Origin of the sequence: Methylomonas methanica, assembly GCF_001644035.1 — a bacterium.
Classification (GTDB): Bacteria; Pseudomonadota; Gammaproteobacteria; order Methylococcales; family Methylomonadaceae; genus Methylomonas; species Methylomonas methanica_A.
On sequence record NZ_LUUG01000079.1, the window covers coordinates 1 to 17563 of the forward strand.

The 17563-nt window shown below is 49.3% G+C and carries 19 protein-coding genes; all 19 read left to right on the forward strand.

Translation table 11 applies throughout. The annotated features are described in order from the left end of the window. On the forward strand, positions 1–123 hold a 123-nt coding region (locus A1332_RS26520), incomplete at its 5' end, for a transketolase-like TK C-terminal-containing protein (protein WP_419865994.1). Between the two features lie 71 nt (positions 124–194). After that, complete coding sequence (locus A1332_RS13505) at positions 195–875, forward strand: hypothetical protein (RefSeq protein ID WP_231886635.1); 681 nt, start codon at positions 195–197, stop codon at positions 873–875. A 284-nt stretch (positions 876–1159) separates the two neighbouring features. Then, the gene (locus A1332_RS13510; RefSeq protein ID WP_064009017.1) at positions 1160–2146 is read left to right on the forward strand and encodes a transaldolase; all 987 of its coding nucleotides are present in this window, start codon (positions 1160–1162) and stop codon (positions 2144–2146) included. 103 nt (positions 2147–2249) lie between these two features. Continuing rightward, complete coding sequence (gene fbaA / locus A1332_RS13515; protein ID WP_064009018.1) at positions 2250–3329, forward strand: class II fructose-bisphosphate aldolase; 1080 nt, start codon at positions 2250–2252, stop codon at positions 3327–3329. 283 nt (positions 3330–3612) lie between these two features. Continuing rightward, positions 3613–4161 carry a flagellar basal body-associated FliL family protein gene (locus A1332_RS13520; protein ID WP_064009019.1) on the forward strand — a complete coding sequence of 183 codons (549 nt, stop codon included), beginning with the start codon at positions 3613–3615 and terminating at the stop codon, positions 4159–4161. Next, positions 4162–5142, forward strand: a complete 981-nt coding sequence (gene fliM, locus A1332_RS13525) for a flagellar motor switch protein FliM (RefSeq protein WP_064009020.1) — start codon at positions 4162–4164, stop codon at positions 5140–5142. It begins immediately after the preceding gene. Positions 5143–5160: 18 nt separating this feature from the next. Beyond that, positions 5161–5613 (forward strand): flagellar motor switch protein FliN, encoded by a 453-nt coding sequence (gene fliN / locus A1332_RS13530; RefSeq protein WP_064009021.1) that lies wholly within the window; start codon positions 5161–5163, stop codon positions 5611–5613. After that, positions 5613–6056, forward strand: coding sequence for a flagellar biosynthetic protein FliO (gene fliO, locus A1332_RS13535; RefSeq protein ID WP_064009022.1), 444 nt, complete (start codon positions 5613–5615; stop codon positions 6054–6056). Before fliN ends, fliO begins: the two co-directional genes overlap by 1 nt. After that, a complete protein-coding gene (fliP, locus tag A1332_RS13540; RefSeq protein WP_064009023.1) occupies positions 6049–6795 on the forward strand; it encodes a flagellar type III secretion system pore protein FliP in 747 nt (248 codons plus the stop codon). The genes fliO and fliP overlap by 8 nt, the downstream gene beginning before the upstream one ends. A 9-nt stretch (positions 6796–6804) precedes the next feature. Continuing rightward, the gene (fliQ, locus tag A1332_RS13545) at positions 6805–7077 is read left to right on the forward strand and encodes a flagellar biosynthesis protein FliQ (RefSeq protein WP_371929673.1); all 273 of its coding nucleotides are present in this window, start codon (positions 6805–6807) and stop codon (positions 7075–7077) included. Beyond that, complete coding sequence (gene fliR / locus A1332_RS13550; RefSeq protein ID WP_064009024.1) at positions 7074–7850, forward strand: flagellar biosynthetic protein FliR; 777 nt, start codon at positions 7074–7076, stop codon at positions 7848–7850. The genes fliQ and fliR overlap by 4 nt, the downstream gene beginning before the upstream one ends. After that, positions 7851–8978 (forward strand): flagellar biosynthesis protein FlhB, encoded by a 1128-nt coding sequence (flhB, locus tag A1332_RS13555; RefSeq protein WP_064009025.1) that lies wholly within the window; start codon positions 7851–7853, stop codon positions 8976–8978. A gap of 19 nt (positions 8979–8997) precedes the next feature. Next, positions 8998–11103, forward strand: a complete 2106-nt coding sequence (gene flhA, locus A1332_RS13560; protein ID WP_064009026.1) for a flagellar biosynthesis protein FlhA — start codon at positions 8998–9000, stop codon at positions 11101–11103. 15 nt (positions 11104–11118) lie between these two features. Continuing rightward, the gene (gene flhF / locus A1332_RS13565) at positions 11119–12525 is read left to right on the forward strand and encodes a flagellar biosynthesis protein FlhF (protein WP_064009027.1); all 1407 of its coding nucleotides are present in this window, start codon (positions 11119–11121) and stop codon (positions 12523–12525) included. 31 nt (positions 12526–12556) lie between these two features. Next, a complete protein-coding gene (locus tag A1332_RS13570) occupies positions 12557–13390 on the forward strand; it encodes a MinD/ParA family protein (RefSeq protein ID WP_064009065.1) in 834 nt (277 codons plus the stop codon). After that, positions 13387–14133 (forward strand): RNA polymerase sigma factor FliA, encoded by a 747-nt coding sequence (locus A1332_RS13575; protein WP_064009028.1) that lies wholly within the window; start codon positions 13387–13389, stop codon positions 14131–14133. The genes A1332_RS13570 and A1332_RS13575 overlap by 4 nt, the downstream gene beginning before the upstream one ends. An 87-nt stretch (positions 14134–14220) precedes the next feature. Further along, entirely contained in the window at positions 14221–14607 is a 387-nt protein-coding gene (cheY, locus tag A1332_RS13580; protein ID WP_020483669.1) for a chemotaxis response regulator CheY, read from the forward strand. Between the two features lie 17 nt (positions 14608–14624). Next, positions 14625–15347 (forward strand): protein phosphatase CheZ, encoded by a 723-nt coding sequence (locus A1332_RS13585; protein ID WP_064009029.1) that lies wholly within the window; start codon positions 14625–14627, stop codon positions 15345–15347. A gap of 10 nt (positions 15348–15357) precedes the next feature. After that, a complete protein-coding gene (locus A1332_RS13590; protein WP_064009030.1) occupies positions 15358–17562 on the forward strand; it encodes a chemotaxis protein CheA in 2205 nt (734 codons plus the stop codon). Position 17563: the final 1 nt, after the last annotated feature.

Consider the following 17563-nt stretch of genomic DNA (forward strand, 5'->3'; position numbering starts at 1 on the left):
GGCAGCGCGGGTAGAGTCGTAGGATTGGACCGTTTCGGCGAATCGGCCCCGGCAGGTCAACTCTTCAAAGAGTTCGGCTTTACCGTGGACAATGTCGTCGCTAATGTGGAAGCCGTTCTTTAATTTTGTAAACTTAGGTGAGGCTTGGATTAAATGATCGAAGCCTCACGTTTCTAACAGCATAGGTGATAGACGTGAAAAGAAATGAATTAACGAAAGGCGTGATGGCAGCTCTAATGCTGACCAGTTCCTTAGCTATGGCGGGATCGGATTATCCAGCGGCTGATTATCAGCCAAAGGTACTCTATAGCAATCCTGAATACAACGACAGCAAAGCGGCACCAGCTGCTACAGCAGCACCCGCGGCAAAACCAGCTGCGAAAGAAGTTGAAGCAGATCCAGCTTTCCCAGCGACGAATTTCCAACCTAAAGTGTTATACAGCGATGCTGAGTATAAGCATAGCGCGGCAGCACCAAGTGCGGCTAAATCGTCAAGCTCATCTGTCTCCACAACTTCTGTGGAAGCAGCAGTAGATGTTATACAAACAGAAAAAGCTGCGTCTTCCGATTTTTCCTACATCGGCTTGGTTTTGTTGGCAGTAGCCGGATTTTTTATCTACAACAAAAAATCGCCTAAAAGTGTCAAAGCTTCTTCAGCAAGTGATTACCAAGTTGCATCTGGTGCAACAGGTGTGGAAAAGTATCTGGAAAAAATGGGTGCCAATAAAACCGGTGTTGCCAAATACTTGGAAAAACAAGATTCCAATCCTGCTACAGGTGTTGCCAAATACATGGCGAAGCAAATCGTAAGAGACAGGGAAGCGGCCGCTGCGAAAGCGACCGGCGTGGAAAAGTATTTGCGTGATAAAGGTTAATAGCATCTGATTTATGATGCTGATCGCTGGAACTTAAGGGTTAAGCGTTAACTCTCATCCGGTAGATTTAAGTAATCGCCACTTTGTATGTTTTAAAGCGTGCTTTTCGGCTTTGAATATATGCCAAGTGGCGATTCAGTCTTATCAATATATCTAAAAATAGAGTTTCATCACCAGGGACTCTTTTGCAATCAATCTCCTGCAAGAATTGCTGAACATCTTTTACTTGTAAAGCTCGGTTCAAACTAGGGGGAAAAATTAATAACACATCTGAGGATAATCCTATGGCAAAAAATTTACTCGAACAACTCCGCGAAATGACTGTTGTTGTTGCCGATACCGGTGACATTCAAGCGATTGAAACATTTAAACCACGCGATGCGACCACCAATCCATCATTGATTACCGCTGCCGCGCAAATGCCGCAGTATCAAGGTATCGTTGATGATACTTTGAAAGGTGCAAGAGCAACCCTGGGGGCTGGCGCTTCAGCCGCAGATGTTGTTTCTTTGGCCTTTGACCGTTTGGCGGTATCTTTTGGTCTCAAAATATTGGAAATCATCGAAGGCCGTGTATCAACCGAAGTCGATGCGCGCTTGTCTTTCGATACTGAAGGCACCATTGCCAAAGGCCGGGACCTGATTAAACAATACGAAGCCGCCGGCATTTCTAAAGAGCGCGTGCTGATCAAAATTGCTGCAACATGGGAAGGTATCCAAGCTGCTGCTGTATTGGAAAAAGAAGGCATTCACACCAACTTGACGTTGTTGTTTGGTTTGCACCAAGCGATTGCTTGCGCGGAAAACGGTATTACTCTGATTTCTCCGTTCGTTGGTCGTATTCTGGACTGGTACAAAAAAGATACCGGTCGCGACTCTTACGCGCCAACCGAAGACCCAGGCGTATTGTCGGTAACTGAAATCTACAACTACTACAAAAAATTCGGTTATAAAACCGAAGTAATGGGCGCAAGCTTCAGAAACATAGGCGAAATTACCGAACTGGCCGGTAGTGATTTATTGACTATTGCGCCATCTTTGTTGGCTGAACTGCAATCTGTTGAAGGTGACCTGCCGCGTAAACTGGATCCTGCAAATGCTGCAAATGCGACGATTGAAAAAATCACAGTCGATAAAGCTACTTTTGAGCGTATGCACGAAGAAAACCGTATGGCAAAAGAAAAATTGGCGGAAGGTATCGACGGTTTCGCCAAAGCTTTAGAAGCTTTGGAAAAATTGTTGTCAGAGCGTTTGGCTAGTTTGGAAGCTTAAAAAGATAGCTGGCAGCGAGTTGATCTCGTTGCCAGTGTTTCATCACGAATTTCTCGGGTTGCTTAGTTTTTGAGCAATCCGATTCCTAAGCAGGATTTATGGCATGTCTCAGAAAATATTAGATGTTGTTAAGCCCGGTGTCGTAACCGGTGAAGATGTACAAAAAATCTTTGCAATTTGCAAAGAGAACAAATTTGCTTTACCTGCTGTGAACGTGATCAGCACCGATACCATCAACTCGGTATTGGAAGCGGCGGCAAAAGTAAAGTCACCGGTAGTGATTCAGTTCTCCAACGGTGGCGCGGCATTTGTTGCCGGTAAAGGCTTGAAATTGGAAGGACAGGGTTGCTCAATTGTTGGCGCGATTTCCGGTGCTCATCACGTGCATGCTCTGGCTGAACATTACGGCGTACCGGTTATTTTACATACCGACCATGCTGCAAAAAAATTGCTGCCATGGGTTGACGGTATGTTGGATGCGGGCGAAAAACACTTCGCTGCAACCGGTAAGCCATTGTTTAGCTCGCATATGCTGGATCTTTCCGAAGAAAGTCTGCAAGAAAACATCGAAATCTGCGGTAAGTACCTGGAGCGCATGTCCAAAATGGGTATGACTCTGGAAATCGAATTGGGTTGTACCGGTGGCGAGGAAGACGGTGTCGACAACAGCGGTATGGATCATTCTGCGCTGTATACCCAGCCGGAAGATGTTGCTTACGCTTACGAGCAACTGAGCAAAATCAGTCACAGATTCACTATCGCGGCTTCGTTCGGTAACGTTCATGGTGTTTACTCTCCAGGTAACGTTAAATTGACGCCGACAATTTTGGCTAACTCGCAAAAATACGTTTCGGAAAAATTCGGCTTGCCGCAAAACTCATTGAACTTCGTGTTCCATGGCGGTTCAGGCTCTTCTCCAGAAGAGATTAAAGAATCTATCAGCTACGGCGTCGTTAAAATGAACATCGATACCGACACCCAATGGGCTTCCTGGGCTGGTGTGATGGAGTTTTACAAGAAAAACGAAGCTTATTTGCAAGGCCAAATCGGTAACCCGGAAGGTGCCGATAAACCGAACAAAAAATACTATGACCCCCGTGTTTGGCAACGTGCCGGCCAAGTTGGCATGGTGACTCGTTTAGAGCAAGCCTTCCAAGAATTAAACGCCGTCAATTCGCTGTAACATCTTGATAAAGCTGCAAAGGCCGCTAGGTCTTTGCAGTCCTTTCTGTAAAATATTCATAATCTGAGTCAAAAACTTGACTTAAGAGCTACAATTCCTCCAGGTATTTTTTGCATACTTGAACCCCGCTTTTTGCCTAACTGCTTTCCAGTGACGGCTATACTATTATTCTAAAACGACGTTTTTTCTTGTATGATCGAATCCAGCTGTTTTTAGGGCAGTTGTCTGATGGAACTTAAGTATTTTGGCGCATATTGTGCTGTAAAAAATTAAAAGGTGGAACATGGCAGAAGCCCAAGGGAAAGACGAAGGTAAGAAGTCTTCCAAAAAAATGATCGTAATAATTGCTGCGGTTGTGCTGGTTTTGGCGGGTGCGGGAGGTGGGGCGTATTTCTTTCTGAATAAGCCAGCCGACGCTGAGCATAAAGAAGACGGCGATGCCAAGCACGGCAAGGAAGAACATAAGGAGGAAGCTGGGCACGAAGAAGAAGCCGACCACGAAAAAGTCGCTGAGCCAGATGTTTATTATGATTTACCAACACCATTGTTGGTTAATTTTCCGGCTGGTTCTGGCGCAAAAGTGATCAGAATTTCCCTGACAATACTGATGAAAGGCGAGGCTAGTAAGGACGCAATGAAAAAACATGAGCCTATGATACGGAACAACTTATTGATGGCCATCAGTGCGATAGGCGCTGAAAAAGCCAAAACCTTGGAAGGGAAGCAAGAACTAAAAGCCATGATGCAGGCAGAAATTGGCAAGGTCTTAGAAAAAATGGCCGGTAAAAATACCGTTAAAGATGTGTATTTCACTGAATTTGTAATGCAATAAATGTCAACCGCCGATCTCTTATCTCAAGATGAAATCGATGCGCTACTGCATGGCGTGGACGACGGCGACGTCGATACCGGGGTTGATGATGACTACAGTCGAGGCTCGGCTAGAGTCTATGATTTTAATAGTCAGGAACGGATTGTTCGGGGGCGGATGCCCACCTTGGAAATGGTCAACGAGCGCTTTGCTCGCCATTTCCGGATTGCTTTATTTAATTTTTTAAGGCGCGCTGCGGAAATATCTGTTTCCGGGATTCAGGTGCAGAAGTTTTCCGAATTCATTCAAGGCTTATTCGTGCCGACTAATTTGAATGTGATTCGGATGTCGCCTTTACGCGGGCGGGCATTAATTGTGATGGAACCACGTTTGGTTTTTACCGCTGTCGATAACTTTTTCGGCGGCGGGGGGCAGTTTTATAACAAAGTCGAAGGCCGGGAATTTACGCCGACTGAAATGCGCATTATTCGGCTGATTATCGATATGATTTTCAAAGATCTGGCTGAAGCCTGGAAGCCGGTGATGGACATCGACTTTGAATACATCAATTCGGAAGTAAATCCGCAGTTTGCCAACATCGTCAGTCCTTCGGAAATCGTGGTGATTTCCACTATCCATGTGGAACTGGAAGGTGGCGGCGGCGATATCAATATCGCGATGCCTTACTCCATGATCGAGCCGATTAGAGAGCTGCTGGATGCCGTAACCAGCGACCGCGGTGAAGTCGATGGTCGCTGGCAAGACTCGCTACGGAATGAAATTATGCGTAGTGAAGTGATAGTCAACAGTAAACTGATAGAAAAAGAAATGTCTATCAGCGAAGTGATTGAACTAAAAAAAGGCGATGTGATTCCTATAGAAATGCCGGAAACCGTATTACTGGAAGTTGAAGACGTGCCGGTTTTTCGGGGTAAGTTAGGTCTTTCGGATGGTAACTATGCCATCGAAATTATAGAAAAAATGACGCTGGACAACATTTGACAGCAGGGAAGGATAAGCATGAGTGAAAACGACGAAATCGGCGACGACTGGGCCGCCGCTATGAACGAGCAAGCCGATGCTGAAGCTGATTGGGGCGACGCGCTAAAGGAACAAGCGAACGCTGCCAAAAGCGCTCAACAAGGTTTTGCCGCCGCAGAGTTTCCGGAGTTTAGCGAGCAAAAATCAAAAAATAGCGGTCCCAGCAGTGATGAAGTCAAACTGGACGTGATTCTTGATGTGCCGGTGACGGTGTCGCTGGAGATCGGTCGGACCAAAATAAATATCCGAAATTTGTTGCAGCTAAATCAAGGCTCGGTAGTGGAACTGGATCGTTTCGCCGGCGAACCCATGGATGTGCTGGTAAACGGTACTTTGGTCGCTCATGGCGAAGTAGTGGTGGTCAACGACAAGTTTGGTATTCGGCTGACCGACATTATCAGTCCGTCGGAACGGGTCAGAAAGCTCGGCTGATGTCTGTATCTCGTCTGACTACCTTAATTGTTTCGGTATCAATCGCACCTTATGTATGGGCTGACGAAGCAGCTACGCTACCCAGGCAGGCTACAAAATTAGTGTCTTCCGGAGATGTCGCACAATGGCTGCTGGCTTTGATATTGGTATTGGCGGTATTTTTTCTGTCGGTTTGGCTGTTGCGTAAAAGCGGCGGCTTGGCTTTTGTCGGTAAAAGTCAGTTGGCGGTGTTGGCCGGCGTGTCGTTGGGCATGCGCGAGAAATTGGTATTGGTTAAAGTCGGTGAGAAACAACTATTGTTAGGTGTTAGTGGCGGGCGTATCGATAAACTGCTTGAGCTTGAGGGTGATCAACGTTTGTTTATGAATAGCGCAGAGGGTCAGGAAACCAGCGTATTTGCCAAGAAATTGCTGCAAGTCATGCAAGGTAAGCACCATGATTAAGTTGATTTTTTCGTGCCTGATCACCGGGTTACTGTTTCTGCCGGAAACTGTTTACGCCGCGGTAGGCATTGATGCCATTACCGTGACCAGCAATCCTAAAGGCGGCGAAACCTACACGGTCACCATTCAGATTTTAGCGTTGATGACCATGCTGACTTTGTTGCCGGCATTGTTGTTATCGATGACATCCTTCACCCGAATCATGATCGTATTGGGCTTGCTCCGCCAAGCCATAGGTGCCGCGCAAGCGCCAAGCAATCAAGTTTTGCTGGGTTTGTCCCTGTTCTTAACCATTTTTATTATGATGCCGGTCCTGGAAAAGGTTAATGAAGCCGCTGTGCAGCCGTATATGGAAGAGAAAATCGACGCAGTGACCGCTTTGCAAAGAGCCTCTGAGCCCTTCAAACAGTTCATGCTCAAGCAAACCCGCGAGACGGATCTGGATACCTTTGTGCGGATTTCCGGCCGCGAGCAAATCGATAAACCCGAAGATGTGCCGTTTTCCTTGTTGGTGCCGGCTTATGTGACCAGTGAGTTGAAAACCGCGTTTCAGATAGGTTTCCTGATTTTTCTGCCGTTCCTGGTCATCGATCTGGTGGTTGCCAGTGTATTGATGTCCATGGGTATGATGATGTTGTCGCCGATGATCGTTTCGTTGCCGTTTAAGATCATGTTGTTTGTACTGGCGGACGGTTGGACTATGGTGATGGAAATGCTGGCAGCCAGCTTTTACGTATAGGCCAAGTCGATGATGACACCGGAAACCATTTCGGTAATTGCCCAGGACACCGTGTTGATTTCCTTGAAATTAATGGGGCCGATCCTGATTGCATCCTTGGTTGTTGGCTTGCTGGTGTCCATGTTCCAGGCGGCGACCTCGATCCAAGAACAGACTCTGACATTTATCCCCAAACTGGCGACGATTATCGCGGTGTTGATGATAGCCGGCCCCGGCATGTTGCAAATGCTCATCGATTATTTCCAAGATTTGATGCGCGATATTCCTACGCTAATAGGATGAACTTCGGCGAAGACGAGTTACTGAGGTATCTTGCTTCGTTTGTCTGGCCATTCTTTCGTATAAGTTCAATGTTCATCACGGTGCCGGTTTTTAGCGTTAAAGCGGTGCCTGCCAAAGTAAGATTAATCGCCAGCCTATTGATTACTTGGGTAATTATGCCAACGTTGCCGGCGATGCCGGATATTGAAATGTTTGGCTACCAAGGGTTTATGGTGGCGGTACAGCAGGTCGCCTTGGGCCTGACCACAGGGTTTATCTTGCAAATGGTGTTTTCCATTATGTTGTTTGCCGGACAGACTATTGCTTACAGCATGGGTTTGGGCTTTGCATCCATGGTCGATCCGGCAACTGGCGTACAGGTCCCGGTGATTGCCCAGTTATTTGTGATTAGCGGCAGCTTGCTGTTTTTAGCGGTGGACGGGCATTTATTGCTGATCGAAATGTTGGCGCAAAGCTTCCATACTCTGCCGGTAGGCGGTATCGGTATGGATAAGACCGACTTATGGCGGGTAATCAGTTGGAGTAGTCTGATTTTCGCGGATGGTTTACTGCTATCCATGCCGGTGATGGCGACATTGTTATTCGTTAACATCAGTTTCGGTGTTGCGTCAAAAGCGGCGCCGCAGTTACAGATATTCGGTGTCGGCTTTCCGATTACCATCATGCTGGGTATGGGTTTAATCTGGATTGGCCTGCCCACCATGCTGGAAGGCTTTAGCGACATGCTGCACAACGGCTTCGCGCTGGTCGGTGCATTGTTGAGGTTGCAATAAATGGCAGAAGATTCCGGTCAAGATAAAACCGAAGACCCCACCGGTAAGCGACTTACCGATTCGCGTAAAAAAGGTCAGGTCCCCCGTTCCAAGGAGCTCAACACCTTTGTGACCTTAATTACCAGTGCCGCGCTGTTTTTCTATTCCGGTCAAGGCATGTGGCGCAGTATGCTGGAGATGATGAAGCATCCCTTACAGTTGTCGCGGGAGGCTGTGTTCGATCCGGCGACGCCTTTGATTTATCTGAAGGCGGCGTTTGCCGAAGGTTTGTGGGTAATTCTGCCGTTTTTGGTGGTGTTGGTGGTTGCCGATTTGGCGGCAGCGTTGATGTTGGGCGGTTGGAACTTTACCAGTGAAGCCTTCGAGGTGAAGTTTTCCAAGCTGAATCCGCTGACCGGAATCAAAAAAATCATCGGCATTCAAGGTGTGGTCGAACTGATCAAGGCCATTCTAAAAGTTATATTGGTGTCCGTCGTTTCCTGGAATTTGTTCAAGCTGTATTTCGACGATTTCATGGGCTTGAGCCGTTTGCCTATCGATCAGGCTATTCATCATGTCGGCGACATTATTTCCTTCTGTTTAATAATTATGAGTGCCACTTTTTTATTGTTGGTGATGCTGGATGCACCCTATCAATTGTGGAATCACCAGCGCCAGCTGAAAATGACCAAGCAGGAAGTTCGCGATGAAGCCAAGGATCAAGAGGGTAATCCCGAGGTCAAAGGTAAAATCCGTCGGATGCAGATGGAGGCCGCACAACGGCGGATGATGGATGCGGTGCCTAGCGCTGACGTCATTGTCACCAATCCCACCCATTTTGCGGTGGCCTTAAAATACGATCAAACTGGTAATGGCGCGCCCTTGCTGGTTGCCAAAGGTACCGATTTGGTGGCCGCGCAGATTCGGCAGTTGGCAATGGCCTCGCAAGTACCCTTGGTCGCGGCGCCCTCGCTGGCGAGGGCTTTGTATTATTCCACCGATCTGAATCAGGAAATACCGCGTGGCTTATTTTTGGCGGTCGCTCAAGTATTAGCCTATGTTTTTCAATTACGGGCTTCGACGCAATACGGCTGGAACAAACCGGTTCCGCCTAGCGATGTGCAAGTACCCGACGACTTTAAGCAATAGCCCGGTATCGAGCTGAATTATGGATTTTACGAAAATACTCAACGCTCTCAAGGCACTGACTGGTTTGGGCTTGGGTGCGCCACTATTGATTGTGATGTTGCTGGCATTGTTGATTTTGCCGCTGCCGCCGTTTGTACTGGATCTATTCTTTACCTTCAATATCGCGTTCTCGCTGATTATCCTGCTGGTGGTGATTTACACCCTCAAGCCGTTGGAGTTTGCATCATTTCCTACCGTGATCCTGGTGGCAACCCTATTGCGACTGTCCTTGAACGTGGCCTCCACCAGGGTAGTGTTGATTCGCGGGCATGAGGGCGGGGATGCCGCCGGCAAAGTGATCGAGGCCTTCGGTTCATTCGTCATCGGCGGCAACTTTGCGGTGGGTATCGTGGTGTTTGCGATTTTGGTGGTCATCAATTTTATGGTGGTAACCAAAGGTGCCGGCCGCGTGGCGGAAGTGAGCGCCCGTTTTACCCTGGACGCGATGCCGGGCAAACAGATGGCTATCGATGCCGATTTGAATTCCGGGTTGATCAATCAGGATGAGGCTCGGGCTCGCCGTGAGGAAGTGGCCGCCGAAGCGGATTTTTACGGTTCGATGGATGGTGCCAGTAAATTTGTGCGCGGCGACGCGGTAGCCGGCATCATCATTTTGTTCGTGAATATGATAGGCGGCTTGGCGATAGGTGTGGGCCAGCACGGTATGAGCTTTGCCGACGCCGCGAACGTTTACGTGTTGCTGACCATCGGTGACGGTTTAGTGGCACAGATTCCGTCGCTACTATTATCGGTCGCTGCGGCGATGGTGGTCACGCGGGTTAGGGGTAGCAAGCAGGATATCGGCAAGCAACTGAGTTCGCAATTGTTTGAAGATCCGCGCACGCTATTGGTGACTGCTGCGGTAATGGGCATCCTCGGCATTATTCCCGGCATGCCCAACCTAGTGTTCATCTTGCTGGCGTTGACGCTGGTCGGCGGTGCCTATCTTATCGATAGGCGGCGTAAGCTTGAGGAAGAAAAGGCCCTGGAAATGGAGCGTATCGTTTCGCCGCAGCAGCTAGCTAAGACCGAAATCAAGGAATTGGGCTGGGACGATGTGATGCCGGTCGATGCCATTGGTCTGGAAGTAGGGTATCGCTTGATTCCGTTAGTGGATAGAAATCAGGGCGGGCAATTAATGATGCGCATCAAGGGCGTGCGCAAGAAGTTGTCGCAAGAGCTGGGTTTTCTAATTCCGTCGGTGCATATTCGCGATAACCTGGATTTGTCGCCTACCGAATACCGGATTTCCTTGATGGGCGTGAGCGTCGGTGAAGCCAATATCATGCCCGAGAAAGAAATGGCGATTAATCCCGGCCGGGTGTTCGGCACATTGCAAGGCGCGCCGTGCAAGGATCCGGCGTTTGGCTTGGATGCGATCTGGATCGATGCCAATCAAAAAGACCAGGCGCAAACCCTGGGTTACACGGTAGTTGATCCCAGTACCGTGGTCGCCACGCATCTCAGTCATATTCTGCAAAGCAATGCCCACGAATTGTTCGGTTACGAGGAGGCGCAGCAGTTGCTGGATAACTTGTCCAAAGTAGCGCCGAAGCTGGTCGAGGATCTGGTACCGAAAACCTTGCCCTTGGGTATTTTGGTGAAGGTTTTACAAAACCTGCTGCAAGAGCGGGTTTCGATTCGGGATTTACGGACCATCGCCGAAACTTTGGCGGAGTACGGGGTGAAGAGTCAAGATCCGGACATCTTGACCTCGGCGGTGCGGGCAGCCTTGGGGCGCTCAATTGTCCATGAAATCAACGGAGTACAGACGGAAATCCCGGTTATTACACTCGATCCAGGCTTGGAACAGATATTGCATAGGTCATTGCAGACGGCGGGCGAAGGTGGTGCGGGTTTAGAACCGGGCTTGGCCGAGCAGATGCACAAATCCCTGGAGGAAAGTGCGCAAAGGATGGAAATGGAAGGGCAGACCGCAGTGTTGTTGGTGTCTTCTTATATTCGTCCCTGGTTGGCTCGCTTCGTTCGTCATTCGATATCCGGCTTACATGTGCTGGCCTATAATGAAATCCCTCAAGATCGGCAGATCAGGGTGGTTTCCACAGTGGGACAGCGTGGACAATAAAACAGAGGTTGCGCGATGAAAATTAAACGCTTTTTTGCAGCAGACATACGGCAGGCCATGCGCATGGTCAAAGAAGAATTGGGCGCCGATGCAGTGATTATGTCCAACCGTTCGGTGGATGGTGGCGTGGAAATCGTTGCGGCCCGCGACTTTGACGAGCAGGTCATTCATAAAAATCTCAAGCAACGCGAAGACGAAAAATCGCCGCCCAATGAAGTTAAAAAAGTCGATTTGCCTGATCTCGAAGCCGAAAAAAAATCGCTGCATGTTTTAAGTAGCGCCAGAAAACGCGGCGCGGAAGGCAGCATTCCGGAAAATCCGATTCGTCGCAACCTGGATCAATATGTCGGTTATGCCGAAAAACTCCAGGTTGGTCATAACAACGCGCAGAAAATCTCCGAAAAAGTTCGCCAAGTCGAAAAACCGGCTTGGGCGAGTGCCGATCCCAAAATTAAACCGTTGACCGAGCCTAGGCCCGTTCAGTCGCACAATGGCGATAAATTCATCGACGAGATGCGTGCGGAAATGAAAGAACTGCGGACCATGTTGGACAGCAAGCTATCGAATATAGTCATGCAAATGCCACAACACGGGCTACCTTTACACGACGATTTGCGTGATCGGATGTTGGAGTGCGGCTTCTCGAAAAATTTGGCGGGCAAGATAGCCAACCGGTTGGGTAGTCATAAACAATTCGACTTGGCCATCGGCAAAGCCCAGGAAATGTTGGCTAGACTGGTGCCGATAGCCGATGACAACTTGCTGGATCAAGGCGGTATCGCCGCATTGGTTGGCTCGACCGGGGTTGGTAAAACCACGACAGTCGCTAAGTTGGCCGCGCAGTTTATTTTAAAACACGGTTCCCGGCAGATCGCGCTGATTACCACGGACAATTATCGGATAGGTGCTCACGAGCAAATCAATACTTACGGCAGAATCCTGGATGTGCCGGTCAGAGTGGCAGGCGATGCGGAAGAATTGCGCAGGCATATCAATAGTTTTTCCGATAAACGCCTGATTTTGATAGACACCGCCGGCATGAGTCAACGCGACATGCGCTTGGCTGAGCAGTTGAAAACCTTGCAACATGGCGATTTGCCTATACGCTCTTATCTGGTGATGTCCGCAACCACGCAATACAAAGCAATGCTGGAAATTATGGATGCGTTCCGAATACTCGAACCACAAGCGACTATACTAACCAAGTTTGATGAGGCAGTTAGCAAAGGTACCGCGTTGTCGGCGATTATCGAGCGGCGCATGCCATTGTCATTTATCACTGACGGTCAGCAGGTGCCGGAAGATATTTACTTACCCGATGCCGATGCTTTGATTCAGCAGTGTATGGAAAGTGTCGATCAGGACCATGGCTATGGCGACGATGTGAATGTTGAAGACTGGCTGGCGGAAAGCCATGCATAAGTCATTCGATCAGGCAGCTGGAATTAGACAAATGAGATATATGAAACCGGTGCGAGTAATCGCAGTAACAAGTGGCAAGGGCGGGGTTGGTAAAACCAATCTTTCCGTGAATATCGGCGTGGCGCTATCGAAAATGGGTAGGCGGGTGGCGATACTCGACGCCGACATGGGCTTGGCTAATGTCGATATTTTGCTGGGCATGTTTCCCGAATTCAATTTGTCGCACGTATTGAGCGGCGAAAAAAGTTTGAAGGAAATCATGATGACAGGGCCTTCCGGGCTGAAAATCATTCCGGCTTCGTCAGGTATCCAGCGGATGTCCGATTTGTCGAGTATCGAGCAAGCCGGCGTGATACGGGCCTTTAGCGAAATCGACCGAGAGTTGGATGTACTCATAGTCGATACAGCGGCCGGTATTTCGGCAAGTGTGGTGAATTTTGCCCGCGCCTGCCAGGAAATTATTGTGGTGGTGTGTGACGAGCCCACCTCGCTGGCCGACGCCTATGCGTATATCAAATTGTTGAATAGAGATTACGGGCTTAATAGCTTTCACATTATTACGAATATGGTGCAGTCGGCTGAACACGGACAGGCCTTGTTCAATAAGCTGAGTAAAGTGACTGACCGTTATTTGGATGTGGCTTTGCATTTTGTCGGCGCGGTGCCGCAGGACGAATATTTGAAAAAGTCCGTGCAAAAACAAACGCCGGTGGTGGAAGCATTCCCGCAAAGTAAGGCGGCACTGGCCATCAAGAATCTGGCGCGGAAAATCGATAGCTGGCCCATCAAGCCCAAAGCGGGCGGCTACCTGGAGTTTTTTGTCGAACGGATGATCCAGTACAGCGCGAAAGAGGATGTTGCATGAGCGGAGCGGCAATGTATGCTGCCGTGCAGGCTGGAAATGTTGATGCTTTAGTCATTCAACATGCGCCGCTGGTAAAACGCATTGCCTACCACTTGATGGGCCGGTTGCCCGATACGGTGCAGCTTGATGATTTGATTCAATCCGGCATGCTGGGTTTGCTGGAAGCGCTGAAACACTACGACGCCGGTCAGGGTGCCAGCTTCGATACTTACGCCGGCATCCGCATTCGCGGGGCCATGCTGGACGAGTTGCGCCGTTCGGATTGGACGCCGCGTTCGGTGCATAAGAAAGCCCGCATGGTGGCGGAGGCGATACGCGAGGTTGAGAATCAACTGGGACGCGACGCCAAGGACACCGAAGTGGCCGGGCATATGGGCATAGGCCTAAATGAATATCACCATATTTTGCAGGATGCGGTGTCTTGCAAGACCTTTAGCGTCGAAGAATTGGTGCAAGGCGAAGACAGCGTCATTGATGATGTGCACGGCAATCAGCAGCCCGAAGATGTGCTGATCCAACAGAATTTTCAAAAAGCCCTGACCAAGGCCATTTCGGAATTACCGGAACGGGAGCGCTTGGTGATATCGCTGTATTACGACGAAGAGCTGAATTTGCGTGAGATTGGCAAGGTGCTCGATGTCAGCGAATCGCGGGTTAGCCAAATTTGTAGTCAGGCGATGTTGCGCTTACGCGCTAGACTTGCGGATTGGGTGGAAGGGAAAGATAATGAAAAGTGCAGCTAATGTGTGGTTATTGCAGGAATTTTTCGCAATTATCAGTGACAACTTAGCGGTTTCTTAACAATAAAGTAATCTGGGTGGAGATTATCCTTGGATAAAAATATGCGTATTCTGGTTGTCGATGACTTTTCGACAATGCGGAGAATAGTAAAAAACCTGTTGAAAGATCTGGGTTTTACCAACACCGTGGAAGCGGACGACGGGAAAACGGCGCTGCCTATTTTGGAAAAAGGCGGTATTGATTTTTTGATCACCGATTGGAATATGCCCGGGATGACCGGTATAGATTTGTTGAAGGCTGTCAGGTCTACTCCCAGTTTGGCCAATCTGCCGGTGTTGATGGTAACTGCCGAAGCCAAGCGCGAGCAGATCATCATGGCTGCGCAAGCCGGCGTAAACGGGTATGTCATCAAGCCTTTTACTGCTGCTACGCTTAAAGAGAAAATCGAAAAGATTTTTGAACGCATCGACGGCTGAAGCACAGGGAGATAACGATGAATACTGACCTGCTGAGTTTGGCCCGGGATTTGGTTGCAGCATTAGAAAAATGCGATGAAGCGGCTGCCGACGAAATTCTCGATCAAGTAGCCGGCTTAAGAGAAACACAATTGTTTAAAGAAATTGGCCGCCTAACTCGCCAATTGCACGACACCATGGTTAGTTTTTCCGTCGATTCCAAAATAGCCGCAATGGCCGAGCACGATATTCCGGATGCCAAGGAGCGCTTGCATTATGTGATCGCGATGACCGAACAGGCCGCGGATCAGACGCTAACCGCTGTTGAAGAGTTATTACCGGTATCAGATGAATTGAACGGGCAGGTTAACCAATTGTCGGCGCAATGGAATCGCTTTTTGGATCGGGAAATGCCGTTCGAAGAGTTTAAGGCGATGAGTGCCGACCTCAGTCAATATTTTGAGCAGTCGCACGTGTCTCTCGACAAAATCCAGGCGGGTTTAAACGATATTTTGATGGCGCAAGGGTTTCAAGATATTACCGGGCAGATTATCCGCCGGGTTATCGATTTGGTGCAGGATCTCGAAGGCAGCATGGTTAATCTGATCAAAATTTCCAGTCGCAAAATCACGCCAAGCAGCGGGGCGGCGTTACAGCCCGAAGTGCCCGGACCGGTTGTACCCGGAGTAGATGACAGAGCCGGCGATGTCGCCACCAGTCAGGTCGATGTTGATGATTTGCTGTCTAGTCTAGGTTTCTGAGGAAAACAACATGGCGATCGATCTGGACGACGAAATATTGCAGGACTTTCTGGTAGAGGCCGGGGAGATTCTCGATTCACTGGGTGAGCAACTGGTCGAACTGGAGCAATCGCCGGGCGATCTTGATCTCCTCAACTCGATATTTCGCGGGTTCCACACCATAAAGGGCGGTGCCGGTTTTCTGGCTATCAGCGCTTTGGTCGATGTTTGTCATAACGCCGAAGACGTTTTTAACGTGCTCAGGCAGGGTGATCGCCAAGTCACCCCTGATTTGATGGATGTGATTTTGCAAGTAGTGGACATCGTCAACGAGATGTTCGGGCAAGTCCGTTCAGGCAATACGCCAAAATCGGCCGATCAAGGCCTTTTAAAACGCTTGAAAGCCTACGCCGGGCCGGCCGAAGCTACCGCTGCAGAGGTTGCGGTAGAAGCGGTTGTATTGAATGAAACTCCGGAGCCTCATCAATTATCCCCTCAAGAATCCGCAGCTCAAGACTACGATGCGATGCTCGATCCCGAGGAGTTATTGGCTAGCGAATCCTCCGCGGAAGATGCCGACGAAATTACCGAACAGGAATTCGAAGATTTGCTGGATGCTTTGCATGGAAAAGGTGGTTCTCCTACTGTACACATAGAGCCGCAATCGGCAGCCCCGGCGGCGGATGACGAAATTAGTGAAGACGAGTTTGAAAATTTGCTCGACGAGTTGCATGGCAAAGGCAAGTTTTCGGTAAAAGCCGAGGTGCCTGTTCAAGCCAGCGATTCGGGCGATATTACCGACGAGGAGTTCGATAAAGTACTCGATGCTTTACACGGTAAAGGTAAGTTCGATGCTGCCAATTTGGGCAAGATTGATGAGCAAGCTGCGGGTGAAAAAGACACACCAATTAAAAATGTGGCGGCGCCTGTCGAGAAACCGGTCGTGGCAGCTAAACCAGAGCCGGTCGCGAAAACGCCCGCCGATGTGGAACCCGAAAATAACCTCGGCAAAGTAGCGCCGGTAGTAGATTCCGTTTCCGACAAAAGTAAAGCCGCAACGCCGCAAGCCGATACCACGGTCAGGGTAGATACCCAGATTTTGGACGATATTATGAATATGGTCGGCGAGCTGGTTCTGGTGCGCAATCGCTTCCAAACCCTTAAAGCCAATGCCGAAGCCGGTGAACAGTTGTCCAAGGCTATATCCAATCTGGATGTGGTGACCGCCGATTTACAATTGGCAGTGATGAAAACCCGGATGCAGCCCATCAAAAAAGTATTCGGCCGCTTTCCACGCGTGGTGCGTGATTTGGCCCGAAGTCTGAAAAAAGAAATCAGACTGGAGTTGGTGGGTGAAGACACAGATCTCGACAAAAACCTGGTTGAGGCGCTGGCTGATCCTTTGGTGCATTTGGTGAGAAACGCCGTAGATCACGGTATCGAATCGCCGGACGAGCGAGAGGCCAAGGGCAAGCCCAGGGAAGGCGTGGTGATCTTGAAAGCGTCGCAGGAGGGCGATCATATTCAATTGTCCATCAAAGATGATGGTAAGGGTATGAATTCCGATGTATTGCGCGCCAAAGTAGTGGAAAAAGGCTTAATGGATGAAGAAAGCGCCGCGCGTCTCGACGAAAAAGAGTGTTACAACCTGATTTTTCTACCCGGTTTTTCGACCAAAACGGAAATTTCCGACGTGTCCGGCCGCGGTGTCGGTATGGACGTGGTAAAGACCCGTATCGCACAAATGAACGGCGTGGTGGAAATCGATTCGGTAGAAGGCCGAGGCAGCACGATTCTGATCAAGGTACCGTTGACATTGGCGATCATGCCGACCCTTATGGTGAAGCTGCGCGGACAGGCTTTTGCGTTGCCGTTGGCCAGCGTACTGGAAATACTCGATCTGGATTTGAGCAAAACCAATAAAGTAGACGGTCAGCTGGTGGTAATGGTCAGAAACAAGGCCTTACCGCTGTTTTATTTAAGCGAATGGCTGGTGAGAGGGTCTTACTTCACAGGCGAAACGCAGCCGACCAATCACGTGGTGGTGGTGAACGCCGGCGGCAGGCATGTTGGTTTCGTGGTGGATCAATTAATCGGGCAGGAAGAGGTAGTGATTAAAGCCCTTGGTGCCAAGTTACATGGATTGGAAGGGCTGGCGGGAGCAACCATTACCGGTGACGGCAAGATAGCGCTGATACTTGATGTGCCTGGCCTGATGAAGAAGTATGCGATGTGAC